The organism is Clostridium sp. L2-50 (assembly GCF_000154245.1).
Classification (GTDB): Bacteria; Bacillota; Clostridia; order Lachnospirales; family Lachnospiraceae; genus Coprococcus.
Genome location: NZ_DS480326.1, coordinates 129,866 through 156,219, shown reverse-complemented (window position 1 = coordinate 156,219; position 26,354 = coordinate 129,866). Strand labels below are relative to the sequence as shown.

Here is a 26,354-nt window from a genome sequence, read left to right as displayed (position 1 = left end):
ATTAATGTTTATGCTTTTTTACAGGCATCGGGGAATTATGCATACAAATGAAGAAAAAGCAACGTAACTTATGGAAATTATAGTATAAGAGAAAAGGAGAGAGATGAATGAAAATGATGCAAAAGAAGTTAAGAAGCCTGATCTATGCAGGCGTGGGATTGATTTTATGTGTATTGCTGTGTGGCGGGATCGGTATGACTGCACAGGCGGCAAAGGAAAAAACATACAATGGCTTTACCTATGAAGATCATGGATATGGAATTGTAATTACCGGTTATAAAGGGAGTAAGACGGAGCTTGTGATTCCGGAAAAGATTGCCGGAAAAAAAGTAGTACAGATAGGATACAGAGCATTTGAAAATTGTGTTGATTTAGTCAGTATAACAATACCGGAGGGTGTAACAACGATAGATATGTATGCGTTTAGTTATTGTAAAAAACTGAGCAGAGTATCATTGCCGGAGAACTTGACAAATATAGAAACATGTGCATTTGAGGGATGCAAAAGCTTAACCGGTATAACATTACCGGAGAGCCTGACACATATAGGTATCTGGGCTTTTGCTTCTTGTTATAGCTTAACAAATATTACCATACCAAAGAATATACAGAGAATAGGTAATAATGCATTTTCGTATAGTGGTTTAAAGAGTGTTATTTTAGAAGAAGGTATAACAAAAATAGATGATCAGGCATTTGAGGGATGCAAAAATTTAGTCAGTATAACAATACCGGATAGTGTAACAAGTATAGGCTACAATAATTTCACTGATTCTGTTGGGAACATAAGTCTTGGAAGTATAATTTGCAACAAAGGTTCTTTTGCATACAAATATGCAAAAGAGCGTAATATAGCAATCAAATTAATGCCTGGACCGGCGAAGAAAGGCACAACATTAACTGTTTCATCTAAGAAGCTCAAAGTAAAGGTAACCTCATCTTTCAGGAAGAATCCGACCGTTACAGTTACGAAGTTTACCGATAATAAAGCCAAGAATCTTACAATTCCATCTACTGTAAAGGTGAATGGTGTAACCTATAAAGTAACTGCAATTTCGGATAAAGCATTCAAGGGTAACAAGAAGCTGACGACAGTTGCGATCGGAAGCAATGTAACAAAGATCGGTAAAGAAGCATTCTCCGGTTGCAAGAACCTGAAGAAGATCACTGTTACGGCAGGAAAGCTGAAGACTATCGGTAAGAATGCATTTAAGGGAATTAATAAGAAAGCAACCATTACTGTGAAAGGAACAAAGAAAGCAAAGACAGCTTTAAAGAAACAGTTGAAAAAGAAATCCATCGGCTATGTAAAGACATGGAAAATTAAATAAAAAATCCTAAAAAGGATAAGCAGGAGGATGAAGGAGAAATGATACAAAAGAAGATAAGAAGCCTGATTTATACAGGCTTGTACTTAGTTCTGTGCGTATTGCTGTGCGGTGGAATCGGTAAGACTGCACAGGCGGCAGAGTCGAAAACATATAATGGTTTTATGTATGAAGAAAAAGAAAGTGAAATTACTATTACCGGTTATGTGGGGGATAAGACGGAAGTTGTAATTCCGGGGGAGATTAATGGTAAGAAGGTAACAACTATAGGAGACAGGGCATTTAATGATTGTACCGGTTTAACCAGTGTAACGATACCGGAGGGAGTAACAAGTATAGGAGATGATGCATTTTCGTTATGCGTAAAGCTGACCAGTATATCGTTACCAAAGAGTTTAACAAGTATAGGTAGTTGGGGATTTTCTGCTACCGGGCTGACCAGTATCACTATACCCGAAAATGTAAGAAGTATAGGATGTGAGGCTTTTTATGCATGTAAATTAAAAAAAGTAGTATTGCCGGAGGGAATAACAAGAATTTCCAGTAGAACATTTGCTATGTGCAGCAATTTAACCGATATAACGATACCTGATAGCGTAACAAGTATCGATGAGGGAGCATTTTGTGGCTGCGATAAGTTAGATTCTATTGTTATACCGGACAGTGTAATTGAAATTGATGTAAGAAAAAAGGGCGAGCCTTTGAACGTAAATCGGTGGCCTGCTTTTAGCAGAGGTGTTACGATTATCTGTAGTAAAAATTCCGCAGCATATAAATACGCAAAGGACAATAATTTACCAATCAAATTATTGTCCGGGAAAGAGAATCCATCAGATGATTCAAAACAGAATAATATAACTCCGGCGAAGAAAGGTACAACCCTTACCGTATCTTCCAAGAAGCTTAAAGTAAAGGTAACTTCATCTTCTAAGAAGAATCCAACTGTTACAGTGACAAAGATCACGGACAAGAAAGCCAAGAAGCTTACCATCCCGGCTACAGTAAAAGTAAAAGGTGTTACTTATAAGGTAACTGCAATATCAGATAAAGCATTTAAGGGTAACAAGAAGCTGATAACAGTTACAATCGGAAGTAACGTGACGAAGCTCGGTAAAGAAGCATTCTCCGGCTGTAAGAACCTGAAGAAGATCACAGTTACAACAGGAAAGCTGAAGACCATCAGTAAGAATGCATTCAAGGGAATTAATAAGAAAGCAACCATTACTGTGAAAGGCACAAAGAAAGCAAAGACAGCTTTAAAGAAACAGCTGAAAAAGAAATCCGTCGGATACGTAAAGACGTGGAAGATTAAATAATAGTATATCAATGCGGGATTTGTAAAAGCCGCAGAGCGATTGCAATTTATTAAAAGAGAGAAAGTGAAATATAAGATGATTTCACTTTCTCCTGACAAACGGTAAGGAGATGAATTAATATGAAACAATTTTTTAAGGCACACGCCATTTGGATTGGGCTGCTTGCAGTTCTGTTAGGATGCATGCTTTGTCCGAGTCAGGCAGATGCAAAGACGAAGACTTATCAGACACAGGACAACTATTATGGAGGCGGAAGTTGTTCTGTAGTGATCAGTAAAAATAAGGTTTACTATTCCATAACGGAGACAGGTAAAATCTTTTGCTATGATATCAAAACAAAAAAGACAAAAACAATAGCGAAAACAAATGGAAAAGGATTCTACAGATTAAAGAAAAAAGGTAATTATCTGTATGCAATTTATGACAATCACCGTGGATCTGACGGATCGGACAGATATATTGTACGCGTTTCCATTAAGAGTGGCAAAAAAACAACGCTTGCAAAAGGCGACAATTATGTATTAGCCGGAAAGAAAATTTACTATAATAAAACTAAGTTTATTAAGTCTGGATCTTACGGATACGAACAGTCGGCTGGTATATATTCAATGACACTCTCAGGAAAAAAGAAAAAGAGAGAAAAATCGGTTACTTTTAATAACCATCGTTATTCAAAAACGCCTATTAAGAATTCAAAAGGTTCTGTTGCAACCAGAGGATACAGTAAAAATGGTTATTATTTTTCAAAATCATTATGGTTTACTACATCAAAGGGAAAAGCAACAGAAATCTACAACATGTATAAGGATAAAAATGCATCCAATTATGGAAACATTGAGTATTTTACGTTGCAAGGTGATTACATTGTGTATAAAAAACATGACATATATAGCAATGCCAAGCTGGTTCTTGTAAAAACGAACGGAAAGGGTGAGAGAGTTATATATTCAGCACCTTCAGTAAGCGGCTGGTAAATCAGAGATTATCCTGAAAATGCATAAGAAAGGCTACTCCTTAGAACAGATCATGGATGTAACCGAAATGAGTAAAACTGAAATCAAGGCAATCATAGGATAAGAACATAAGCAGAACAGATAACATGTATATTTTAGTATTAAAGAATAGTTTTATAGTGAAGGCATAAGTAAGCAGGACCGGTATTATATGACGTGGTATAATACCGGCCCTTTTTGCCAGAAAATCATTGACAAAGAACCTTTTCAGGTCCTATAATTTTGCCTAGCATTTTAGTAGGTTATTTAGGAGAGATAGACATGTTAACACAGTTTTCCCGGACAGAATTATTGCTTGGTAAAGAAGCAATGGACAAATTGGCAAATTCAAAAGTAGCGGTATTCGGCGTTGGAGGCGTTGGCGGATATGTATGTGAAGCATTGGCACGAAGCGGTGTCGGTTCCTTTGATCTGATCGACGATGACAAGGTATGCCTGACAAACCTGAACCGCCAGATTATTGCCACCAGAAAGTCTGTGGGGAAATATAAAACAGATGTTATGAAAGAACGGATTCTGGACATAAATCCGGATGCTAAGGTCGAGATGCACAAATGCTTTTTCCTGCCGGAAAATGCAGATGAATTTCCATTTGACTCCTATGATTATGTTGTAGATGCAGTAGATACGGTTACGGCTAAGATTGAGCTGGTGCTCCAGTCACAGAAAAAAGGAGTGCCGATCATCAGCAGTATGGGCGCAGGAAACAAGCTGGATGGCAGTATGTTTCAGGTAGCAGATATTTATAAGACAAAGGTATGTCCGCTTGCAAAGGTTATGCGTCGGGAACTTAAGAAGCGTGGCGTGAAAAAGTTAAAGGTTGTATATTCGGAAGAACAGCCGGTAAGACCACTTGAGGATATGTCGATCAGCTGCAGAACACAGTGTATCTGCCCTCCGGGAACACAGCACAAATGTACAGAGCGGAGAGATATTCCGGGCAGTGTGGCGTTTGTACCATCTGTAGCAGGACTGATCATTGCAGGTGAAGTGGTAAAAGATTTGTGCAAAGAAGAAAGGCAGCGTGCATATGAGCATTACAATAGCGGAATTAAAGAATCGAAATAAAGACAGTTATCGGTTGATCGATATCCGGGATGCCATTGAGATCTCTCATGGGGCAGTGCCGGATGCGATTGCGGTTCCTGCGGAAGAAATAGAGACAAGCAGCGAGGTGGATAAGGACAAGCTGCTTGTTATTTTCTGTGCGAGAGGCGTAGTCAGCATCGACGTAGCGGAGCATTTGAAAGAAAAAGGATATCAGGCAGAGAGTCTGGAAGGCGGTTATGCTGCATGGCTGTTAGATGTTATGAGCAAGCCGGAGGAGCAGAACAAGGCGAAGGATGTTGAGCTGAGCCTGCGTAAGAAATTCAAGAAAAGCATCTGGTCGAAGTTCACCAAGGCGATCAACACATATGAGCTGGTGAAGCCGGGAGATAAGATCGCAGTATGTATTTCCGGTGGTAAGGATTCCATGCTGATGGCGAAATGTTTTCAGGAATTGAAGCTGCATAACAAATTTGAATTTGAAGTTAAGTTTCTGGTTATGGATCCCGGTTACAGTGAGACGAACCGGAAGGTTATAGAAGAAAATGCAAAAAGTCTGAATATCCCGATCACGATATTTGAATCGGATATATTTGAATCGGTGTTTACGGTAGAGAAGTCACCATGTTATCTGTGTGCACGAATGAGACGAGGACATCTGTATCATTTTGCACAGGAGCTTGGCTGTAATAAGATTGCACTTGGTCATCACTATGATGATGTAATTGAAACCATATTGATGGGTATGCTGTATGGTGCACAGGTACAGACGATGATGCCGAAGCTTCACAGCACGAATTTTGAAGGGATGGAACTGATCCGACCGTTATATCTGGTGCGTGAGGATGATATCAAGGCATGGAGGGACTATAATGGTCTGCATTTTATCCAGTGTGCATGCAAATTCACGGACACCTGTACGACTTGTAATAACGAGAATCGTTCGAAACGTGTTGAGATCAAGGAACTGATTCAGACTTTGAAGCAGGTAAATCCTTATGTGGAAGGGAATATTTTCAAGAGTGTGGAAAATGTAAATCTGGACACGGTTGTTGCATGGAAGCAGCACGGAGAGAAGCATCATTTTCTGGATGCATATGACAGGAAAAATATCTGTACAGAAAATGATCCAAAGGAATAATGTAACTATTTGACAATAAACAAGATAGGAAGAGGAAATACAAATGAAAAGCAGACAAATCAGAAATTCACTCCTGTTAGTTCTTACGGCATTTATTTGGGGAACCGCCTTTGTGGCACAGAGTAAAGGCGGACAGGCACTGGGACCATTTTCTTTTAATTGTATACGAAGTCTGGTTGGAAGTGTAGTATTGCTTCCGGTGATCAGGTTACTTGATAAAATTAATCCAAGTAATAAGAAGCCGAAGACAGTCGCAGAACGGAGACTGTTATGGATCGGTGGTTTGTGCTGCGGAATGGCATTGTTCTTTGCAAGCTCGGCACAGCAGCTTGGTCTGTATTATGGCACTCCGGCAGGAAAGGCCGGTTTTCTGACGGCTTGCTATATTCTGCTGGTTCCGATCCTTGGTTTGTTTTTAAAGAAAAAATGTGGTTGGAATATCTGGCTTGGAATGGTGATCACGATTGTAGGACTTTATCTTTTATGTATGACAGCGGGGGCGCTATCATTTCAGAACAGTGATCTCTTTGTATTGCTCTGTGCATTTTTGTTTGCTATACATATTCTGGTGATCGATCATTTTTCACCATTGGTTGATGGTGTACGGATGTCCTGTATCCAGTTCCTGGTTGCCGGGGTACTCAGTGCATTTCCGATGTTCTTTTCAGAGATGGGACATTCGGCAGCAGGAATAGCAGCATGGCTTCCACAGTTACAGTCATGGGATGCATGGGTTGCAATTCTGTATGCCGGTGTGATGTCGAGCGGTGTTGCTTATACCTTGCAGATTATTGCACAGAATGGACTGAATCCGACGCTGGCATCTATGATCATGAGTCTGGAATCTGTATTTTCAGTACTTGCCGGCTGGGTGATCCTTGGTGAGGTGTTGACCGCCCGCCAGCTCCTTGGCTGCCTGTTGATCTTTATTGCGATCATCTTCGCACAGATTCCTGTGGGGGAGAAGAAATCCTGACAATAAAAAAGAAACAGCCTGTACAGCATCTGGCTATGAGAAACACGCATGACTTCCTTCTTTTCGACTTATCTCCGATCTGCATGGAACGCCGGACACGATAAAATCGTTGTGCCCTCTGTTCCAGCATCGGAGCGTTGAAAATCAGTCGTCTATGCTATGGTTTCTTCATAGTCAGATGCTATACAGGCTGTTTCATTTTAATATGAAACTCGTTTGTACATTATTTCTTCTTCTTTTCTTTCAGAATCTTCTTAATGGAATATTTCTCTAACGAATCCTCAAATATCTCACGGAGTGGTCGAGCATTTTTCATAGCAAGGAAGAAATGTGATTTTTCCTTACGGAGCTCAGCTTCCTCTAACAGATGCTGTTTGAGTTCGTCAATCTTAACGACGATTTCATATTCGGCAGCCAGCTTACGTATCTTAACGATAAGGTTGAAGGAGTAAACGATATCAATCAGGAACACGCCGTAGAAGAATCCAATAAAGAATGAAAATGCAAGGTTTCTGGATAACCAGTCAAGTGCTGATAAAACATGTGGATGGATCAGCAGGTAGTAGGTCGCGCCGAGAACTGCCCAGAAGAATGAAAACAGTGGACAGATGATTCCCTGAATATTGCCCCATCGGTCTGTGTAGTCCCAGAGTTTTACATTCATTCCCTTAATGAAGATCAATCCGGTGATGTATTCGATCACGGTCATAGCGATCGCCATAAATACAAATAAAACAATCTTCTCAATGATTGGATGTTCATCCAGAAATGACAGGTTAATAGATGCTAGCATATACAAGACGCATAGTCCTGATCCATATAGCGGAAGGTAAGGACCGACCAGAAAGCCGGGATTTACCCATTTCTTTGTTGTTCGACCATTTGGAGAACAGAATCTGCGGAAGAACAATTCAATCACCCATCCGATCAGACTTCCGATAAAAAATAAAAACAATAATACAAGAGCTTTATTCATAATATTTCAACCTTTCTGATTTATATTTTTCCATAGAATTATGGCTTTTTTTTCATTGATACAAATTGTGACATATCGCGGCCATAAAGTCAATAAATTAAATGTGCTCAGGCTTTTTGTGCTGAAATAGATGGTAATCTTTCTCAATATGCGGTATACTTACTGTGCATTCTTTAACAAAAAATGAAAACATAACAGACAAAGGAGAAAATTGTCATGAATATAAAAGAGATGCAGGATGAAATAATGAGAATAAAGAAGGAAAAGGATATTTGTATTCTTGCACATGCCTACCAGAGCCATGATATCTGGGAAGTAGCTGACTATGTAGGAGATTCCTTTGGCCTTGCACAGAGAGCAGCGGAAGCACCTCAAAAGACTATGATCATGTGTGGTGTGCGTTTTATGGCAGAGACTGTAAAACTGTTATCACCGGAAAAGACAGTATACCTGCCGGAGCCGGATGCCGGATGCCCGATGGCAGACCAGATCGACTATGATCTGTTAGCTGCCCTTCGTGAAAAGAATCCGGATTATACAGTTGTGGCATATGTGAATACTACAACAGAAGTAAAGACGTTGAGTGATGTCTGTGTTACATCTTCTTCGGCAGTAAAGATCGTGAAGAATATGCCGGAAAAGGATATCTTATTTATTCCTGACTGTAATCTCGGTTCATGGGTAAAAAAGCAGGTACCGGAAAAGAATATTAAGCTGGTGTCGGGCGGCTGTCCGACACATGTCAGAGTAACCGTAAAAGATGTAGAGAAAGCAAAAGCAGCTCATCCAAATGCATTACTTCTGGTACATCCGGAATGTTTAAAGGAAGTAACGGAGCTTGCAGACTATGCCGGAAGTACAACCGGAATTATGGATTATGCAGCAAAGAGTGATGCAAAAGAATTCATTATCGGTACGGAGAACAGTATCGTGTCACACCTTCAGCTTGCACACCCGGAGAAGCGTTTCTATGCATTGTCTAAGGATTGTGTATGCCACAACATGAAGATGACGACACTTGGTGATGTCTATAACTGCGTGGTAAATGGTGAGGGCGAGAGCATTACCCTTACAGAGGAGACAATGCAGAAAGCCAGAAAGAGCATCGATGCGATGCTGCGCCTTGGCTAGAAGCCGGACGATCACTGTATTTCATATAAACAAAAATAGCAGGAAAAAATGCGAAACTTACTTTGCTTCGATTGGTTTTTATATGCACGGGATTTCGGACACGATAAAATCGTTGTGTCCTCCATCCCGGCACAAAACCATCGAAACGCAGGCGTTTTCGCAACATTTTCCTGCTATTTTGTTTATTATATAATACGGTGATCTGCCTAAGCTATTCAACAATCGATTGCGTATGCCACGGTCGCTTCCGTTATGGTTTTATCATACGATATGGTCGTGCTTTATTATATATTATTCTGGTGGTTGGAGGAGCTAAAGATAAATAGCAGGAAAAAATGCGAAACGCAGGCGTTTTCGCAACATTTTCCTGCTATTTTGTTTATTATACAATATGGTGATCTGCCCGAGAGGTCAGTTTACATAATCTGATATCTGGTATTTGCATATGCGACATATTGATATGGTCAGTTTGGATATAAAAAAAAGTTTAAAATTGAATATTTCAATATGGTCAGATAATTTTATAATAAATCCTAGCAGGTTTGTAGTGAATCTGTTCGTGATTTTGAGTAGTGATATTCAAGGATGAATATGTTACAGATAAATACACACATCAAATGAAAAAAGGAGTTACGATTATGGCAAACAGACAGTATGAATTAAACAAAGAATTGGCACAGATGTTAAAGGGTGGCGTTATCATGGATGTAACAACACCGGAGCAGGCAAAGATTGCAGAGGCAGCAGGTGCTTGTGCAGTTATGGCACTGGAGCGTATTCCTGCTGACATCAGAGCAGCAGGTGGTGTATCAAGAATGAGTGATCCTAAGATGATCAAAGGTATTCAGGATGCAGTATCTATCCCTGTTATGGCAAAGTGCCGTATCGGACATTTTGTAGAAGCTCAGCTTCTTGAAGCAATCGAGATCGATTACATTGATGAGAGTGAAGTTCTTTCACCTGCTGATGATGTATATCACATCGACAAGACAAAGTTCAAAGTACCATTTGTATGTGGTGCTAAGGATCTCGGCGAGGCACTTCGTAGAATCAATGAAGGTGCATCCATGATCCGTACAAAGGGTGAACCCGGTACAGGTGATGTTGTTCAGGCGGTAAGACATATGAGAATGATGAACAGCGAGATCGCACGTATTTCTTCTATGCGTGAAGATGAATTATATGATGCAGCAAAGGTTCTTCAGGTTCCATATGACCTTGTATTATATGTACATGAGCACAAGCGCCTTCCGGTTGTAAACTTCGCAGCAGGCGGTGTTGCTACACCGGCAGACGCAGCTCTTATGATGCAGCTTGGTGCTGAAGGCGTATTCGTTGGATCTGGTATCTTCAAGTCAGGAAATCCGGAGAAGCGTGCAAATGCCATCGTTAAGGCTGTTACAAACTTCACAGATGCAAAACTGATCGCTGAATTATCAGAGGATCTTGGTGAAGCTATGGTTGGTATCAATGAGAGCGAGATCGAACTCCTTATGGCTGAGCGTGGTAAGTAAAATATCAGACAGACAAATAGATGCGGATATCGTAATGATGGATGATCGACATAAGCGAAAGGATGAACAGACACGATGAAGATAGCAGTATTAGCGGTTCAGGGCGCATTTATCGAACACGAGAAAATGTTAGAGAGCCTTGGAGCAGAAACAATAGAACTCAGACAGAAAAGTGATCTGGAACAGGATTTTGACGGTATCGTTTTGCCGGGTGGCGAAAGCACTGTTCAGGGTAAGCTGTTAAAAGAGCTTGATATGTATGATGCATTAAAAGAAAAGATCGAACAGGGCATGCCGGTTCTTGCAACCTGTGCGGGACTGATCCTTCTTGCAGAAGAACTGTCCAATGATGATAAACGTCATTTTGCGACCCTTCCGGTCTGCGTAAAGAGAAATGCATATGGCAGACAGCTTGGAAGCTTTCATTATGATGGCGAGATCAAAGGTCTTGGAGTATATCCGATGGAATTTATCCGTGCACCATATATCGAGAGCGTAAAGCCGGGTGTTGAGGTATTAGCCGAGGTAGATGGTCACATTGTAGCGGTAAAATATCAGAACCAGATCGCACTGGCATTCCATCCGGAGCTTTCCGATGATACCCGTATTCATCAGATGTTCTTAGACATGATCAAATAAGGACAATAAAAGTAAACAATAAGATAACGGTATTTATTATTGAACAGGTTGACTGTACGATAATAAATACCGTTTTTTATTGTCCATATATAAGAACTATGTGATATCCCGCCCTGCGCCTGTCCTTATAGAAATGCCATTGCGAGGATTTCGTTATGAACTGCACATTGTTGAATTCGAGTAAGCTACACTAACCTCAAACTACGCTCACGCTTGTTTTCGCTAAGTGTACTTACATGGCACGCACTAACCTCAGACTTCGCGCTAACGCTCGTCTTCACTAAGTGCTCCGCTCAGCCGAAGGCGAGTTAGCACAGGAGTATTTACGAATTTAACATGTGCAGTGAGTAGAAAACGCAGCACGGCATTTCTATAAGGACAGGCACAGGGCGGGATGCCATAGAGTTTTTGTCTATCTATAGAATGTAAAAAACTTGCATAATGCTTTCTTCCCACATATAATATTTAATAACTATGGTATCGCAAGGTGGGTTGTGATGCCGGCAGGAATAATGTGAAGGGCGGTTTGCTATGCTGACATATGCACTGGAAAATCGAGGAACAGATACGTTATATGAATATCTGTACAAGCAGATCAAAACAGATATTTTGTCTAAGAAGCTTGTAGCAGGGGAACGTTTGCCATCGAAACGTCTGCTTGCAAAAAATCTGAATGTCAGCACGATCACCGTGGAAAATGCATACAGTCAGTTGGTTGCCGAAGGATATATTTATTCGATTCCGAAAAGCGGTTATTATGTTACGGACATTTCGGCAGATCTGATGAAGCCGTTGCCGGAGCGACCGGCGAAGCAATTTGAAAAGCCGAAAGAAAAGAAAACATATTTTGCGGATTTTGCCAGTAACTCAACGGTAGAGGATGCGTTTCCATTCAGCATCTGGTCAAAGCTTTTAAAAGAAGTGATGGCGGAAAACAGCAAAGAGCTGATGTCCAGATCACCGTCCAAGGGTGTCTATGAGCTGCGAAGCGCGGTAGCAGGCTATCTGTATCAGTTCCGTGGTATGGATGTGAAGCCGGAGCAGGTCATCATAGGAGCCGGAACAGAATATCTCTATGGTCTTATCATTCAGCTGCTTGGCTATGACAAATGTTATGCGGTCGAAGATCCGGGGTATCAGAAGATATCGAGGATCTATCAGGCACAGAATGTATGCTGCAAATTTGTGGCAATGGATGAAAATGGGATCAATATGGAGGCTCTGGAAGAATCTGGTGCAGATGTACTTCATATTTCGCCGGCGCATCATTTTCCGACCGGACTGGTAACACCTGTCAGCAGGAGATATGAATTGTTATCTTGGGCATCCAGAAAGGACAACCGCTATATCATCGAAGATGAATATGACAGTGAATTTCGACTGGTTGGCAAGCCGGTACCTACACTTGAAAGTATCGATGTGGGCGAAAAGGTCATCTATATCAACACATTTTCCAAGAGCCTTTCCTCTACGATCCGTATCAGTTATATGGTTCTTCCGGAGAGTTTGATGCGGCGATATGATGAGATGCTCAGCTTTTATGCATGTACGGTGTCAAATATCGAGCAATATACACTTGCAAGATTTATCACCGATGGTTGTCTGGAAAAACACATTAACCGCATGCGTAATTATTACAGAGAACAGCGGGATCTGGTACTTGCATGCATTAAAAAATATATGAATCCGGACAAGATTCGTATTCGCGAAGAGAATTCAGGGCTGCATTTCCTGTTGGAGATTGATACGAATTACAGTGATGAGCGGTTGCGGAATAATGCCGAAGCAAGAGATATTCACATTTCATTTCTCAGCCAGTATTATAGAAATACCGAAAATGCCAGATATCATACACTGGTCATTAATTATTCCGGTATCATGCCGGAGCATATAGAAGAAGCAGTCAGAAGATTGATTGAAAGTATCGAATAAAGAGTGTGCGGATGTTAATATAAGGAACCATATAAGGAGGAATCATATGAAGATATCGTTTGATACAATCGCAGAATCAGCGATCGAGAATTTTAAAGGGGGAGAAGGAACATTCCATGTGCATATGTTTCAGGATATGAATAACAAGATCATGAGGGGCAGACTTGTGCCTGGTTCATCAATCGGAACACATATGCATGAGACAAACAGTGAAATCATTTACGTACTTTCCGGTGTTGGAACGATGGAGTATGAGGACACCAAAGAGAAGTTGTATCCGGGCGACTGCCATTATTGTCCGCAGGGAGCGACCCACAGCCTGTCAAATGAAGGCAGCGAAGACCTCATATTCTTCGCCGTAGTACCTGAACACGAGCACTAGAGTCGTACGCTTCGCATAATCACTAATGCCTGTATATATATCTTTATTCCGCAGAACACTTTCGTTCTATCCTACTCTGTATAACTTCGAACTAACCTCGGCAAAACCTCGCTAAGGTCTCAGTTATCACGTAGCGGTACTAAACTCCTCACCTTACGGTGATTCGTTAAGGACCGACGTTCCGGATAGGTCTGCTGCATAAAATATATATACAGGCATTTATGATTATACGAAGCTGTGTGTGGCTATCCAGTATCAATTTTCAGATGGGGCATACTATTATGAAGCAAGCCTGTCCGAATGTCAGTACTTAGGTAGCGTATTTTGCTACCTTATGTACTGCTACATGAGGATAGAACGAGAGTGTCTTGCGGAATAATAGGTATGCTCCATCTGAAAATGTCACTGTACAGCCACCACCTCACACACTGTGAGGACGTTGCCGTTGATGTGGAAGCGCACGTCGAAGCCTGCGAAGGCGACGCCATATCTGCGGTCGGGATCGTGCTGGTAGCCGGGACGCGGATCTTCTGCAAGAATGCCGATCAAGGCAGGACGCTTGGCTTCCGGGATCATTGCCAGAAGCTCCGGCGGAAAGATGACATCCAGTTTTTCCGTATGAATGTGTTCGGTAAAACCGCCGGTGGCATCCGGGTGGCAGTCCGTATATGGAATATAAGGTTTGATATCATATACAGGAGTACCGTTTAAAAGATCGACACCGGAGATATGCAGGATCGGACCATAGTCATCGGTATATTCAATTCCTGTCAATTTTACAGAAGACAGACCTATATTATTTGGGCGGAACGGCGATCTGGTCGCGAATACGCCCATTCTTTTATTGCCGCCAAGTTTTGGCGGCTTTACTGTTGCACTCCAGTTCTCCCGTTTGGCTTTATGGAATTCCCACAGGATCCAGATGTGGGAGAAATCCTCCAGCCCCCGGAAGGCTTCCGGTTGCCTGTATTCCGGCAGAAAAACGACCGTTCCGGTCAGTTCATCCACCAGACCGCTCTGTCTGGGAATTCCGAATTTTTCCTGAAAATCTGTATATACATGTCCGATGATATTCATATCGTTCTTTTCTTTATCCTTTCGTAAAACGAAATTGTATCTGCTGTTCATAGTAACATGAATATTTTTTATTTTCCATAGAAACTCATAAAGTGCTTTTCTTCATAATTTTACATTTCTTCCGTTTACACAAAGTTTTTACTTTTCCTTTACTTTGGGATGGTGATGTATTTTACATAGATGCCGTATGATAATCCTGCGATCCGGAAAAGGGCGCGCGATCCGGTTTCGCAATTTACATAATTTTGAATGGATCAGAAAGATGAACGATTCTGAGTCCAGAGAGTCAATTGGAGGAAAATTAAAATGAAAAAAGGAAATAAGATTTTAGCGGTAACATTAAGTGCAGCACTTGCGGCAGGATGCCTTGCAGGATGTGGAAGTAAAGGTAGTTCAGATTCCAAGAGCGGAAGTTTTGATACATCACAGGAGATCTCAGTTGTATCCAGAGAGGAAGGCTCAGGTACAAGAGGAGCATTTGTGGAACTGACCGGTGTAGAAGAAAAGGACGCAGATGGAAATAAAGTTGATAAGACAACTACGAGTGCGATTACAGCAAACAGTACAGAAGTAGTTCTCACAACCGTTGCAGGAGACGATTATTCGATCGGTTATATTTCACTCGGAGCATTAAATGATACAGTAAAGGCAGTTAAGATCGGCGGCGTTGAAGCAACAGCAGATAATATCAACAACGGTACATACACATTATCAAGACCATTCAACATTGTAACAAAGGGTCAGGTAAGTGATGTAGCACAGGATTTTATCAACTATATTATGAGTGAAGACGGACAGAAGATCGTATCAAGTAATGGTTACATTGAGATTGCAAATTCAGGAGCATTTAAGTCTTCAGGTGCAACCGGTAAAATCGTAATTGCCGGATCATCATCTGTAACTCCTGTTATGGAGAAATTAACAGAGGCATATAAGGCAGTGAACAGTGGTGCGGATATCGAGCTTCAGGAATCTGATTCAACAACAGGTATTACAGCAGCGGCAGATGGTACATGTGATATCGGTATGGCATCCAGAGAACTGAAGGATAGCGAGACAGGTGAAGGACTTACAGCTACTGTAATCGCAATGGATGGTATCGCAGTTATTGTAAATAAGAATAACCCTGCAACTGATTTAACTACCGATCAGGTAAAATCAATCTTTACAGGAGAAGCAGCAACCTGGGCAGATGTCAAATAGTAAGGAGTGTCCTCTATGCAAAAGTTTAAAGAAATATTCATGCATATCGTATTCCTGTTAGCGGCATTTGTATCGATAGCAGCGGTTTTATTGATCTGTGTGTTCTTATTTGCAAGTGGTATTCCTGCCATGAAGGAAATCGGTCTGACTGATTTCCTCTTTGGCAAAGTCTGGAGACCGACCAATAATTATTTTGGAATCCTTCCGTTTATTCTTGGCAGTATCTACGTTACGGCCGGGGCAATCGTGATCGGCGTTCCGATCGGACTTCTGACAGCGATATTTTTATCAAAATTCTGCCCACCAAAAGCATATAAGGTCATTAAACCATTTATCAATCTGATGGCAGGAATCCCATCGGTTGTATACGGATTTTTTGGAATGTGTGTACTTGTTCCGGCAGTCAGACAGATTTTCGGAGTGAACGGAAATACAATGCTTACCGCATCTGTACTGCTTGGCATCATGATACTTCCGACGATCATCAGTGTATCTGAAACTTCGATCAGTGCTGTCCCGGATAAATATTATCAGGGTGCATTAGCACTTGGAGCGACACATGAAAGAAGTGTATTTCTTACCGTAGTACCGGCTGCAAGATCCGGTATCATGGCAGCGATCATCTTGGGCGTTGGTCGTGCGATCGGTGAGACAATGGCTGTTATCATGGTGGCGGGAAATCAGGTCCATATGCCGAAAGGATTGATGAAGGGTGTTAGAACCATGACTGCAAATATCGTAATGGAAATGGGTTATGCCCAGGATCTTCACAGAGAGGCTCTGATCGCAACAGGTGTTGTATTGTTTGTATTCATTCTGATCATTAACCTGCTGTTTTCAATTTTAAAAAGAAAGACGGTGAACTAAATGGGAAAAAGAAATTTACTTGCGGAATATAAAAGACGTCCCGGCTCACTGATCCTTCGGATACTTGTTTATCTGGCAGCAGCTTTGACGTTGGTTTGTATTGCTTTTATTTTGATCTATATTCTTGCAAAAGGAATTCCGAATCTGACACCGGATCTGTTCAAGCTGGAATATACATCGGATAATTGCTCGATGCTTCCGGCATTGGTTAATACGTTGTTTATGACATTACTGTCACTGCTGATTGCGGGACCGATCGGTATCTTCGCAGCTATTTATCTGGTGGAGTATGCAAAATCAGGAAATAAGCTGGTTGGAATTGTACGTATCACTGCAGAGACACTGACAGGTATTCCATCTATTGTATATGGTTTGTTCGGAATGATCTTATTTATGACAAAGCTTGGATGGGGATTGTCCCTGCTGTCCGGTGCGTTTACACTGGCGATCATGGTGCTTCCGGTTATCATGAGAACAACAGAAGAAGCCTTGCTGGCTGTTCCAAAGTCATACAGAGAAGGAAGCTTTGGACTTGGTGCAGGAAAACTTCGTACAGTATTTAAGGTTGTTTTACCGAGTGCTGTTCCGGGTATTTTATCCGGTGTTATCCTTGCAACCGGGCGAATTGTCGGAGAGACAGCAGCGTTGATCTATACGGCAGGCAGTGTGCCGAGAATAGCGAAGAATTTATTTTCTTCCACACGAACCTTGTCCGTACATATGTATCTTCTTTCCAAAGAGGGACTTCATACGGATCAGGCATATGCAACAGCCGTTGTTCTTCTTGTATTCGTAGTATTGATTAATTTCGCATCCGATGCAATTGCAAAGAAAATGTCGGCGAAAACAGAAAAAGACAGATAACAGATAGATATAAACGGAGATAAATTGATGAGCAATATAAAATTTGATGTAAAAAATCTGAATCTTCACTATGGTAAATTCCATGCGTTAAAAGATGTAAATATGGAAATACCGGAAAAGCAGATTACAGCATTTATCGGACCTTCCGGATGCGGTAAATCAACATTCTTAAAATGTTTAAACCGTATGAATGATCTGGTGGAAGGTTGTAACATCACGGGTGATGTGAAGTTAGATGGTGAAGATATATTTGACGGAATGGATGTAAATTTGCTAAGAAAACGGGTTGGAATGGTGTTCCAGAATCCAAATCCTTTCCCAATGAGTGTATATGACAATATAGCATATGGTCCAAGGACACATGGTATCCATAATAAAGAAAAACTGGATGAGATCGTAGAACGGTCTCTCAAGCAGGCAGCAATATGGGATGAATTAAAAGACAGACTGAAGAAATCGGCACTGGGTCTTTCCGGCGGACAGCAGCAGAGACTTTGTATCGCCAGAGCACTTGCGGTTGAACCAGAGGTCTTACTGATGGATGAACCGACATCAGCGCTTGATCCGATTTCTACGTCAAAGATCGAAGATCTTGCTATGGAGCTGAAGCATGATTATACGATTATCATGGTTACACATAATATGCAGCAGGCAACTCGTATTGCAGACAAGACAGCATTCTTCTTACTGGGTCAGGTGATCGAATTTGATGATACCGAGAAGATGTTCTCGAAACCACAGGATAAGAGAACTGAGGATTATATCACAGGAAGATTTGGTTAAAAGGAGTAAAGATAATGAGGACAAATTATGACAGACAGTTGAAAAAACTCAATGATGAAATGGTTGAGATGGGATCCATGATCGAGGGTGTGATCGAAAAGGCGATCAAAGCACTTGTAAATCAGGATGTTGATCTGGCACAGGAGGTTATCCGCAGGGATGATCAGATCGATCAGCAGGAAAAGGATATCGAGAGTCTGTGCTTTAAACTTCTTTTAATGGAGCAGCCGGTTGCAACAGATCTTCGTCAGGTTTCATCTGCGCTCAAAATGGTAACGGATATGGAACGTATCGGTGATCATGCAGCAGATATTTCCGAACTGACGATCCAGATGGCAGGCAAACCTTATGTAAAAGAATTGGAACATATTAAGGCAATGGCAAAAGAAAGCATGGTCATGTTGGTTGACAGTATAGAAGCATATGTGAATCTTGATCTTACAAAAGCAAGAAAAGTTGTTGCCCAGGATGATGTGGTAGATGATCTGTTTATAAAAGTGAAGAGTGAATTGATCAATCTGATCCACAGGAATGCAGATGCAGGGGAACAGGAAACCGATCTTTTGATGGTTGCAAAATATCTGGAGCGGATTGGCGATCATGCTACGAATATTTCAGAATGGGTCATATATTATATAACAGGAGAACACATATCCGGAAATTAAGAGTCTTATGAGATACAGGATCAGGAGGTGATTGTCATGAGATATATATGGAATATGACAGCAGATGCCGGTAAAGGAAAAAGTAAACAGCACCTGATAAAAATGTTTTTGTTATTGAACAGTATCGTCTGGGGCGTGATCGCTGTGATTGTAGCTGTCACGTTGAAAGGAATCGGGCTTATGTCATCATGGAGTATGGCAGAGAGCATTTTGGTATCGGCAGGATATGGTATTTGTCTGGTAGGACTGATTGGCGGTACCGTATGTATTTTACAAAACGACGGTCCTGACAGAACGTATCTTGAACAGAGACAGGAAGAACATTAAACGCATTCAGCGTGAAATGTAAAATAAATTTTAAAATTTTACACAGACTTTACGTAGGAATCCTTTCCTTTTTACATACCTGTTATACGATGATGTGCGAAGGTACAAATGTCTAATTTATGTAAAAAGGAAGGAATTTTTTTATGAGTATTTTTGATGTACTTGCACTGTTTGGCGGACTTGCATTGTTTTTATTTGGTATGAACGTAATGGGAGACGGTCTGACCCGTGCGGCGGGCGGTAAGATGGAACGTATCCTTGAAAAGCTGACTTCAACGCCGATCAAAGGGGTGCTGCTTGGAGCGGCTGTAACAGCGGTTATTCAGTCATCATCGGCTACAACCGTTATGGTTGTTGGCTTTGTAAATTCCGGAATTATGAAACTGCGTCAGGCGGTCGGCATTATCATGGGTGCCAATATCGGTACGACAGTTACTTCCTGGATCTTAAGTTTGTCAGGAATTCAGGGAGACAGTATCTGGATCCAGATGTTAAAGCCATCCTCATTTTCTCCGATCCTAGCGGTTATCGGTATTGCATTTCTGATGTTTTCCAAGAATGAGAAAAAACATGATATTGGCATGATCTTTTTGGGATTTACGATCCTTATGTACGGAATGGATGCAATGAGCGGTGCGGTTGCTCCTCTTGCAGATGTTCCTGAATTTGCAAATGTGCTTTTAATGTTCTCAAATCCTGTACTCGGAATGATCGTAGGAACATTATTTACAGCAATCATCCAGAGCTCATCGGCATCGGTTGGTATCTTACAGGCACTTTGCATGACAGGAGCAGTTACATATGGAACGGCACTTCCTATTATAATGGGACAGAATATCGGTACTTGTGTAACGGCATTATTATCCAGTATCGGAGCAAAGAAAAATGCGAAACGTGCAGCTTTTGTACATCTTTACTTTAATCTGATCGGAACCATTCTCTTTATGATCGTATTCTATTCGATCAATGCATTTGTAAATTTCGGTGTATTACAGGATATGGCAACCCCGGCTGGCATTGCAGTGATCCACAGTATATTTAATATTCTGACAACAATTGTATTACTTCCGTTTGGAAAGGGTCTTGAGAAGCTGGCAACTCTTACGATCCGTGAGAAGGAAGAACCTGTTGAGGAGATTGCGGAGCTTGTACCGTTAAAGCATCTGGATGCCAGATTCCTGGAGCAGCCGGCGTTTGCCGTTACCCAGAGCATGGATGTTATGAATCAGATGGCAGGGTATTCAGCTGAAGCGTTATACGATTCATTAGAGTTGATGAAGGATTATTCGGATGAGAAATGGCAACGTGTTGAGGCTTTGGAAGATATCGTAGACAAATACGAAGATGAACTTGGAACGTATCTGGCGAAGGTCAGCGGAAAAGAACTGGCAGAGGAAGACAGCAAACGTGTATCCAATGGGCTTCATTGTATCGGAGATCTGGAGCGTATCTCCGACCATGCATTAGCGATCGCAGAAATTTATGCTAAGATGCACAAGGAAGAAATGGTATTCTCAGATAAAGCAATGGCAGAATTAAATCTGTATTCAAATGCAGTTTATGAGATCATGAGCATGACCTGTAAAGCACTGAATGAAGATGATATGAAAATAGCAAAGAGGATTGAACCATTGGAGGAAGTAATTAATGGGCTGAATGCTACGATCAAAAAGCAGCATATCAAACGTCTGCAGAAGGGAAAATGTACGATCGAGCTTGGTATCGCTCTTGAAAATCTTCTGAATAATTATGAACGTGTGGCAGATCACTGTTCAAATGTGGCTGCATCACTGCTTCAGGTTAAGACAGACAGCTTTGATATGCATGAGTATCTGAACCGGGTCAAACAGGAATCAAATGTAGAGTTTCAGGCGATGTACAGCATGTATAAGGAAAAGTACAGTTTATAGTAAAGCATACGATATCATAAAGTGTAAATTACTTTGACCATATATTAGAAATATATTATTATGGATAAGAAAGAACAGAGACAGGAGGAACGGCAGATGCAGGCATTGATTTATATTGTAGAAGATGATATGAACATTCAGGAAATAGAAATGTTTGCCTTAAAGAACACGGGATATGTAACAGAAGGATTTGCAAATGCAAAGAGCTTCTTTTCCAGAATGACAGAGAAGATTCCGGATCTGATCCTACTGGATATCATGTTACCGGATCAGGATGGACTGGAGATTGTCAGAAAATTAAGAGAACGTCCGGAGACTGTGCGTGTGCCGATCATTCTTGTGACGGCAAAGACAACAGAACTTGATAAGGTAAAGGGATTGGATATCGGAGCAGATGATTATCTGACAAAGCCATTCGGCGTAATGGAGCTTATATCCAGAGTTAAAGCATTGCTTCGCAGAAGCAAGAGTATTCAGGAGGATCAGATTCTTCGACTGAAGAACGTAACCCTTGATTCCGAGAAGCGTATCGTGCATGTGAATGATATTCCGTGTGAGTTGACCTTTAAGGAATTTGAATTGTTAAAGCTGTTAATGATCAACGCCGGAATTGTACTTCGGAGAGAAGTGATCATGATGGATGTGTGGGGAACGGATTACGAAGGTGAATCCAGGACTCTTGATATGCACATCAAGACTCTGCGCCAGAAACTGGGAGATGCAGGGAATATGATCAAGACAGTTCGTAATGTCGGATATAAGATGGAATAAGAAGAAGCAGGAAAATTTTATAACAGAAGAATCTTATAACAGAAAGAACAGGTTTTTATGGAAGAACAGAAAGATAAAAAGGATAAGAAGGTCAGAAAAGACAAACGATTATCCAGCAAGATCAACAGTCGCTTTATAGCATTGACGCTGATTGCGATATTGTGTACGATGATACTTTCGACAACGGTTTATTATGATCTGTTTAAAAAGGAGATCATGCGCGATCTGGAAAATTACACACAGACCTTGAAGAGTGCAGGATTATTTGATGATATCAGTGAGCTCCGCAATGTAAGAATTAAGAATACAGAATTGCGTATTACATTAGTTGCACCGGATGGAACGGTTAAGTATGATAACATGGCAGATCCGGAGACCATGGGAAAACACAACGACAGACCGGAGATTGAGGAGGCATTTGAGAAAGGAGAAGGCGAGGATACCCGTCTTTCCCAGACGCTCAATATGAGTACATTCTACTATGCGATCCGGCTTTCAAATGGTTGTGTACTTCGTGTATCAAAGGAGACAAGCAGCATTGTCAGTGTTTTTTTGAAGGGACTTCCAAGTATGACGGTTATTATGCTGGTACTTGTGACTATCGTGGTTCTGATATCGCGATATCTGACAAAGAGTATCGTCCGTCCGATCGGACAGATGGCAAAGGATCTGGATCATGTTGACGATATTAACGCCTATAAGGAGATTCGTCCATTGATCGATACAATCCGGGAACAGCATAATGATATTATGGAGAATGCACAGATGCGACAGGAATTTACGGCAAATGTATCTCATGAGTTAAAGACACCTCTGACAGCAATCTCCGGTTATTCTGAGCTGATTGAAAACGGAATGGCGGCAGATGGTGATGTCAGACGATTTGCTACAGAGATCCATCGTAATTCAAATCGGTTGCTTACCCTCATCAATGACATCATTCGTCTGTCAGAGCTTGATGTAACAGAGAATGCACCATCTATGGAACGGATCGATCTGTGTGCGGTTGCAAGATCGAATGTGGATATGCTGATGCTATCGGCAGAAAAACATAATGTTACATTGAAGTTCTCCGGTCAGCCAAGCTATATTATGGGTAATAAGATGATGATGGAAGAACTGGTATATAATCTGACCGATAATGCGATCCGATATAATAAACCGGATGGAACTGTAGAAGTAACTGTGTATTCTTATGAGAAAGATCATTCAGTTGTCATGAAGGTGAAGGATACCGGTATCGGAATACCTGAGGAGCATCTGGGGCTGGTGTTCCAGAGATTCTACCGGGTCGATAAGAGTCGGTCGAAGTCAACCGGAGGAACCGGTCTTGGACTTGCGATCGTAAAACACATCGTAGCGCAGCATGATGCGAAGCTTGATATAACAAGTGAACCGAATGTGGGAACAGAGATAACGATTACCTTTCAGAGCAGATAAAAAGACAAGGAAAAGGAGCCTGTAAGAAGTTAGGAAACAGGCTCCTTTGATTTATAAGTATTCACACACACCGATTTAAAATTCAAGATTGTATGTTATTTACTATTCTGATATTATATTAACACACGCTATTTTAAATTTCAAGGTAAAAATGTAAGAAATGCACAATTCATTTTATTAAAAATATACAAAACTTTACCGACATAAGAAATTTTAAGGCGTGAAAAAGATGAAAATACGATTTACCACTGGTAATTTTCGGCTTTTGTTGTATATATATAGTGAACGGAAAAATGATGGGGCAATGAGTTAAACAGGTTGATTTAGACACAGATAGGAGGTTTTTAACATGTCATTAAATGATTATGTAAAAGCGCAGAAGCTTGGTGAAAAGAGATATCAGGCTGCACTTTCTAAAAATGAATATCCATATCTGCCGGTACTGGATGAACTGATCACGAATTCCGATATTGCAGGCGAAGTAAATCTTGGTTTACAGCATATTTCTCTCGATCGGGTTGTAGGTACAGCGACAAAAGGTCGTACTACAGCATTTGCAAGTAACTTCATGCCTATATTAGATGCGAATTCTGAATTCGGAAATAAATGGTCATCTCTCTGTGACTCTCATATAGAAGAAGGAATCCATGATCCGATCAAAGTATATGAATATATGAATAAATTCTATGTCATAGAGGGAAATAAGCGTGTCAGCGTACTGAAATATTTCGGTGCGGATTCTGTCCCTGCGATGGTAATCAGAAAGCTGCCGAAGCGGACAGATGAGCCGGAAAACAAGATTTATTATGAATTTGTAGATTTCCATAAGCAGACAGGAATCAACTATATATGGTTCACACAGCTTGGCGGATATGACAAATTAAGAGAATATATAGGATTGGCACCGGATGGTGAATTTACGGATGATGATCGTATGAACCTGAATTCGGCACATCTGGCATTTGATACAGCATACAGGCAGAAAAACGGCAGTGACAGTCTTCCGATCACGGTAGATGATGCTATGCTTGTATTTTTAAATGTATATGGATACAAGGCGTTACAGGATATGTCTTATGATGAGGTAAAGGAAAATCTGGATAAGGTCTGGGACGAGATCGTATTAAGTGCACAGAAGAAGAACATGACGATCGTTCCGAAGCTGGAACCGGTAGAGTCAAAGAAGAAGCTGTTCAGTATCACGCCGGTACCGAAGAAGCTTAAGATTGCATTTGTTTATGATAAAGAGCCTGAGAATTCTGTATGGATCTACAGTCATGATCTTGGAAGAATGGGCGTAGAAGGTAAATTCAAGGATCGGGTTGAGACACATACTTTTTCGAATATGGATGATAATACGAAGCTTGCAGAATGCCTGGAGCAGATCGCACAGGACAAATTCGATGTTGTATTTACAACCGGACCGGAGATGCTTCCGGAGTCATTAAAGGCTGCGATCAAATATCCGGAATTGAAGATATTAAACTGCTCGTTAAATGTATCGACCAGCCATGTCAGAACGTATTATGCGAGAATGTATGAGGCGAAGTTTATAACCGGTATTATCGCAGGTTCACTCTGTGAGGATGGCAGGATCGGCTATGTAGCTGATTATCCGATCTATGGAACGACGGCGAACATCAACGCATTTGCGATGGGAGCAAAGTTTGTGAATCCAAGAGCGAAAATCTATCTGGAGTGGTCAAAGGTCAAAGGCTCCGATCCGAAGAAACGGTTTAAGGAACTGGGCATCTCCTATGTATCCGATAAGGATATGATCACACCGCTTACGGCCTCCCGTGAATTCGGTCTGTATTCCTGCGATGGGAACGAGATATCGAATCTTGCGATGCCATTTTACAACTGGCGCGTATTCTATGAGAAGATCGTTCAGTTGATTCTGGACGGTAACTGGAAGCTGGAAGAAAAGAACGAGAAAGTAAAGGTTCTGAATTACTGGTGGGGCATGTCTGCCGGAGTGATCGATGTGATCTGTTCGAACCATCTTCCGGTTGGAACGGCGAGACTGGTAAATCTGATGAAGCGCTTGATCAAGGATGGTACGGTAAGTCCATTCTACGGCAAGCTCTATTCACAGAATGGAGTGGTTCGTGATGATGAAGATGGTGAAATGAGCCCTGAGGAGATCATGAAGATGGATTGGTTGGCAGATATTGTTGTTGGTTCGATCCCGACTCTGGATGAGCTGGTAGAAGATGCCAGAGATGTTGTTGCTTTCCAGGGAGTTAATACGCCGGAAAATCTGGAATTGAAAAAAACTACAGACATAGTATAATAAGGCTATGCGGGTCTTGTGATCCAGAGTACGAATGTAGATGAGCGGGTTTTCTTTATGGAAACAGGCGGGGTACAGTTTCGTAGAAAAGAAAAGAAAACACGGAGATACGGATATGAAGATTCTTGTTCTTGCGGATGCAGAATCAAAATACCTATGGGATTATTTTGATAAGAAAAAATTAGAAGGAATTGACCTGATCATTTCCTGCGGCGACCTGGCACCGCAGTATCTGTCGTTCCTTGCGACATTTACACATGCTCCGGTTCTGTATGTATATGGGAACCACGATACCTGTTATGCAGACACACCACCGGATGGTTGTATCTGCATCGACGATCGAATCTATGTATATAAAGGAATACGGATTCTGGGCCTTGGAGGCTGTATGGAGTATCAGTACAATGGTGCACCGCATCAGTATACCGAGAAAGCAATGGAGAAGCGCATTCGTAAGCTGGGTCGGCAGATAAGAAAACATCGTGGATTTGATATTATGATCACGCATGCCCCTGCGTATCGGATCAATGATTCCGAGGATCTTTGTCATACCGGTTTCAAGTGCTTCCGGACAATGATCGAAGACTATCATCCGCAGTATCTGGTACATGGTCATGTGCATAGTAATTATGGCAGGGATTTTGTACGGGAATCCAGATACCTGGATACCACGATCATAAATGCATTTGAAAAATATATTATAGAAATAGATGAGACTGCCTTACAGGCAGCGAAATAGTCTTGCAAGCCAGGCGA

General features: G+C 41.3%; 24 protein-coding genes. 22 read left to right on the top strand and 2 right to left on the bottom strand.

Annotated features, from left to right (window positions below):
- The first annotated feature begins 107 nt into the window (after nucleotides 1–107).
- The 6 genes from CLOL250_RS11885 to CLOL250_RS11860 all read left to right on the top strand — a co-directional run bounded on the left by CLOL250_RS11885 (nucleotide 108) and on the right by CLOL250_RS11860 (nucleotide 6,821).
- A complete protein-coding gene (locus CLOL250_RS11885; protein WP_008402782.1) occupies nucleotides 108–1,331 on the top strand; it encodes a leucine-rich repeat domain-containing protein in 1,224 nt (407 codons plus the stop codon).
- A gap of 38 nt (nucleotides 1,332–1,369) precedes the next feature.
- Nucleotides 1,370–2,644 (top strand): leucine-rich repeat domain-containing protein, encoded by a 1,275-nt coding sequence (locus tag CLOL250_RS11880; protein ID WP_008402781.1) that lies wholly within the window; start codon nucleotides 1,370–1,372, stop codon nucleotides 2,642–2,644.
- A gap of 119 nt (nucleotides 2,645–2,763) precedes the next feature.
- Complete coding sequence (locus CLOL250_RS11875; RefSeq protein WP_008402780.1) at nucleotides 2,764–3,618, top strand: hypothetical protein; 855 nt, start codon at nucleotides 2,764–2,766, stop codon at nucleotides 3,616–3,618.
- Nucleotides 3,619–3,918: 300 nt separating this feature from the next.
- A complete protein-coding gene (locus tag CLOL250_RS11870; RefSeq protein WP_008402779.1) occupies nucleotides 3,919–4,725 on the top strand; it encodes a tRNA threonylcarbamoyladenosine dehydratase in 807 nt (268 codons plus the stop codon).
- Nucleotides 4,688–5,845: an ATP-binding protein gene (locus tag CLOL250_RS11865; RefSeq protein ID WP_008402778.1), complete on the top strand. Its 1,158-nt coding sequence runs from the start codon at nucleotides 4,688–4,690 to the stop codon at nucleotides 5,843–5,845. Before CLOL250_RS11870 ends, CLOL250_RS11865 begins: the two co-directional genes overlap by 38 nt.
- A gap of 43 nt (nucleotides 5,846–5,888) precedes the next feature.
- A complete protein-coding gene (locus CLOL250_RS11860; protein ID WP_008402777.1) occupies nucleotides 5,889–6,821 on the top strand; it encodes a DMT family transporter in 933 nt (310 codons plus the stop codon).
- Nucleotides 6,822–7,044: 223 nt separating this feature from the next.
- On the opposite strand, the gene CLOL250_RS11855 is transcribed toward CLOL250_RS11860, so the two are convergent.
- A complete protein-coding gene (locus tag CLOL250_RS11855) occupies nucleotides 7,045–7,797 on the bottom strand; it encodes a putative ABC transporter permease (protein ID WP_008402776.1) in 753 nt (250 codons plus the stop codon).
- 216 nt (nucleotides 7,798–8,013) lie between these two features.
- Between CLOL250_RS11855 and nadA the strand changes: the two genes are divergently transcribed.
- The 5 genes from nadA (at nucleotide 8,014) to CLOL250_RS11830 (ending at nucleotide 13,395) form a co-directional block, all read left to right on the top strand.
- Nucleotides 8,014–8,928 carry a quinolinate synthase NadA gene (gene nadA / locus CLOL250_RS11850; protein WP_008402775.1) on the top strand — a complete coding sequence of 305 codons (915 nt, stop codon included), beginning with the start codon at nucleotides 8,014–8,016 and terminating at the stop codon, nucleotides 8,926–8,928.
- Nucleotides 8,929–9,566: 638 nt separating this feature from the next.
- Nucleotides 9,567–10,442, top strand: coding sequence for a pyridoxal 5'-phosphate synthase lyase subunit PdxS (gene pdxS, locus CLOL250_RS11845; RefSeq protein WP_021944999.1), 876 nt, complete (start codon nucleotides 9,567–9,569; stop codon nucleotides 10,440–10,442).
- 75 nt (nucleotides 10,443–10,517) lie between these two features.
- On the top strand, nucleotides 10,518–11,081 hold the full coding sequence (gene pdxT / locus CLOL250_RS11840) for a pyridoxal 5'-phosphate synthase glutaminase subunit PdxT (RefSeq protein ID WP_008402772.1): 564 nt from the start codon (nucleotides 10,518–10,520) through the stop codon (nucleotides 11,079–11,081).
- A 531-nt stretch (nucleotides 11,082–11,612) separates the two neighbouring features.
- Nucleotides 11,613–13,013 (top strand): MocR-like pyridoxine biosynthesis transcription factor PdxR, encoded by a 1,401-nt coding sequence (gene pdxR / locus CLOL250_RS11835; protein ID WP_008402771.1) that lies wholly within the window; start codon nucleotides 11,613–11,615, stop codon nucleotides 13,011–13,013.
- Between the two features lie 46 nt (nucleotides 13,014–13,059).
- The gene (locus tag CLOL250_RS11830; protein ID WP_008402770.1) at nucleotides 13,060–13,395 is read left to right on the top strand and encodes a cupin domain-containing protein; all 336 of its coding nucleotides are present in this window, start codon (nucleotides 13,060–13,062) and stop codon (nucleotides 13,393–13,395) included.
- Nucleotides 13,396–13,797: 402 nt separating this feature from the next.
- Here CLOL250_RS11830 and tsaA read toward each other — a convergent pair whose 3' ends face one another.
- Entirely contained in the window at nucleotides 13,798–14,523 is a 726-nt protein-coding gene (gene tsaA / locus CLOL250_RS11825; protein WP_008402769.1) for a tRNA (N6-threonylcarbamoyladenosine(37)-N6)-methyltransferase TrmO, read from the bottom strand.
- Nucleotides 14,524–14,778: 255 nt separating this feature from the next.
- On the opposite strand from tsaA, the gene CLOL250_RS11820 reads away from it, so the two are divergent.
- From CLOL250_RS11820 to CLOL250_RS11770, 11 genes are all read left to right on the top strand, one after another.
- A complete protein-coding gene (locus tag CLOL250_RS11820) occupies nucleotides 14,779–15,675 on the top strand; it encodes a substrate-binding domain-containing protein (protein WP_008402767.1) in 897 nt (298 codons plus the stop codon).
- A gap of 15 nt (nucleotides 15,676–15,690) precedes the next feature.
- Nucleotides 15,691–16,542 (top strand): phosphate ABC transporter permease subunit PstC, encoded by an 852-nt coding sequence (gene pstC / locus CLOL250_RS11815; RefSeq protein WP_008402766.1) that lies wholly within the window; start codon nucleotides 15,691–15,693, stop codon nucleotides 16,540–16,542.
- Nucleotides 16,543–17,406, top strand: coding sequence for a phosphate ABC transporter permease PstA (gene pstA / locus CLOL250_RS11810; RefSeq protein WP_008402765.1), 864 nt, complete (start codon nucleotides 16,543–16,545; stop codon nucleotides 17,404–17,406).
- A gap of 27 nt (nucleotides 17,407–17,433) precedes the next feature.
- Nucleotides 17,434–18,189 carry a phosphate ABC transporter ATP-binding protein PstB gene (gene pstB, locus CLOL250_RS11805; RefSeq protein WP_008402764.1) on the top strand — a complete coding sequence of 252 codons (756 nt, stop codon included), beginning with the start codon at nucleotides 17,434–17,436 and terminating at the stop codon, nucleotides 18,187–18,189.
- Nucleotides 18,190–18,203: 14 nt separating this feature from the next.
- Entirely contained in the window at nucleotides 18,204–18,854 is a 651-nt protein-coding gene (phoU, locus tag CLOL250_RS11800) for a phosphate signaling complex protein PhoU (protein WP_008402763.1), read from the top strand.
- Nucleotides 18,855–18,890: 36 nt separating this feature from the next.
- Entirely contained in the window at nucleotides 18,891–19,181 is a 291-nt protein-coding gene (locus CLOL250_RS11795; RefSeq protein WP_008402762.1) for a hypothetical protein, read from the top strand.
- Nucleotides 19,182–19,324: 143 nt separating this feature from the next.
- Nucleotides 19,325–21,091, top strand: coding sequence for a Na/Pi cotransporter family protein (locus CLOL250_RS11790; RefSeq protein WP_008402761.1), 1,767 nt, complete (start codon nucleotides 19,325–19,327; stop codon nucleotides 21,089–21,091).
- 60 nt (nucleotides 21,092–21,151) lie between these two features.
- Nucleotides 21,152–21,862, top strand: a complete 711-nt coding sequence (locus CLOL250_RS11785) for a response regulator transcription factor (RefSeq protein ID WP_008402760.1) — start codon at nucleotides 21,152–21,154, stop codon at nucleotides 21,860–21,862.
- 57 nt (nucleotides 21,863–21,919) lie between these two features.
- Entirely contained in the window at nucleotides 21,920–23,302 is a 1,383-nt protein-coding gene (locus tag CLOL250_RS11780; RefSeq protein ID WP_008402759.1) for a sensor histidine kinase, read from the top strand.
- A 349-nt stretch (nucleotides 23,303–23,651) separates the two neighbouring features.
- On the top strand, nucleotides 23,652–25,598 hold the full coding sequence (locus CLOL250_RS11775; RefSeq protein WP_008402758.1) for a BMP family ABC transporter substrate-binding protein: 1,947 nt from the start codon (nucleotides 23,652–23,654) through the stop codon (nucleotides 25,596–25,598).
- Nucleotides 25,599–25,713: 115 nt separating this feature from the next.
- The gene (locus tag CLOL250_RS11770; RefSeq protein WP_044946130.1) at nucleotides 25,714–26,337 is read left to right on the top strand and encodes a metallophosphoesterase family protein; all 624 of its coding nucleotides are present in this window, start codon (nucleotides 25,714–25,716) and stop codon (nucleotides 26,335–26,337) included.
- Nucleotides 26,338–26,354: the final 17 nt, after the last annotated feature.

Coding starts and splice junctions, on each gene's coding strand:
- CLOL250_RS11885 (WP_008402782.1), top strand. CDS start 108: ATGAAAATGATGCAAAAGAAGTTAAGAAGCCTGATCTATGCAGGCGTG.
- CLOL250_RS11880 (WP_008402781.1), top strand. CDS start 1,370: ATGATACAAAAGAAGATAAGAAGCCTGATTTATACAGGCTTGTACTTA.
- CLOL250_RS11875 (WP_008402780.1), top strand. CDS start 2,764: ATGAAACAATTTTTTAAGGCACACGCCATTTGGATTGGGCTGCTTGCA.
- CLOL250_RS11870 (WP_008402779.1), top strand. CDS start 3,919: ATGTTAACACAGTTTTCCCGGACAGAATTATTGCTTGGTAAAGAAGCA.
- CLOL250_RS11865 (WP_008402778.1), top strand. CDS start 4,688: ATGAGCATTACAATAGCGGAATTAAAGAATCGAAATAAAGACAGTTAT.
- CLOL250_RS11860 (WP_008402777.1), top strand. CDS start 5,889: ATGAAAAGCAGACAAATCAGAAATTCACTCCTGTTAGTTCTTACGGCA.
- CLOL250_RS11855 (WP_008402776.1), bottom strand. CDS start 7,797: ATGAATAAAGCTCTTGTATTATTGTTTTTATTTTTTATCGGAAGTCTG.
- nadA (WP_008402775.1), top strand. CDS start 8,014: ATGAATATAAAAGAGATGCAGGATGAAATAATGAGAATAAAGAAGGAA.
- pdxS (WP_021944999.1), top strand. CDS start 9,567: ATGGCAAACAGACAGTATGAATTAAACAAAGAATTGGCACAGATGTTA.
- pdxT (WP_008402772.1), top strand. CDS start 10,518: ATGAAGATAGCAGTATTAGCGGTTCAGGGCGCATTTATCGAACACGAG.
- pdxR (WP_008402771.1), top strand. CDS start 11,613: ATGCTGACATATGCACTGGAAAATCGAGGAACAGATACGTTATATGAA.
- CLOL250_RS11830 (WP_008402770.1), top strand. CDS start 13,060: ATGAAGATATCGTTTGATACAATCGCAGAATCAGCGATCGAGAATTTT.
- tsaA (WP_008402769.1), bottom strand. CDS start 14,523: ATGAACAGCAGATACAATTTCGTTTTACGAAAGGATAAAGAAAAGAAC.
- CLOL250_RS11820 (WP_008402767.1), top strand. CDS start 14,779: ATGAAAAAAGGAAATAAGATTTTAGCGGTAACATTAAGTGCAGCACTT.
- pstC (WP_008402766.1), top strand. CDS start 15,691: ATGCAAAAGTTTAAAGAAATATTCATGCATATCGTATTCCTGTTAGCG.
- pstA (WP_008402765.1), top strand. CDS start 16,543: ATGGGAAAAAGAAATTTACTTGCGGAATATAAAAGACGTCCCGGCTCA.
- pstB (WP_008402764.1), top strand. CDS start 17,434: ATGAGCAATATAAAATTTGATGTAAAAAATCTGAATCTTCACTATGGT.
- phoU (WP_008402763.1), top strand. CDS start 18,204: ATGAGGACAAATTATGACAGACAGTTGAAAAAACTCAATGATGAAATG.
- CLOL250_RS11795 (WP_008402762.1), top strand. CDS start 18,891: ATGAGATATATATGGAATATGACAGCAGATGCCGGTAAAGGAAAAAGT.
- CLOL250_RS11790 (WP_008402761.1), top strand. CDS start 19,325: ATGAGTATTTTTGATGTACTTGCACTGTTTGGCGGACTTGCATTGTTT.
- CLOL250_RS11785 (WP_008402760.1), top strand. CDS start 21,152: ATGGATAAGAAAGAACAGAGACAGGAGGAACGGCAGATGCAGGCATTG.
- CLOL250_RS11780 (WP_008402759.1), top strand. CDS start 21,920: ATGGAAGAACAGAAAGATAAAAAGGATAAGAAGGTCAGAAAAGACAAA.
- CLOL250_RS11775 (WP_008402758.1), top strand. CDS start 23,652: ATGTCATTAAATGATTATGTAAAAGCGCAGAAGCTTGGTGAAAAGAGA.
- CLOL250_RS11770 (WP_044946130.1), top strand. CDS start 25,714: ATGAAGATTCTTGTTCTTGCGGATGCAGAATCAAAATACCTATGGGAT.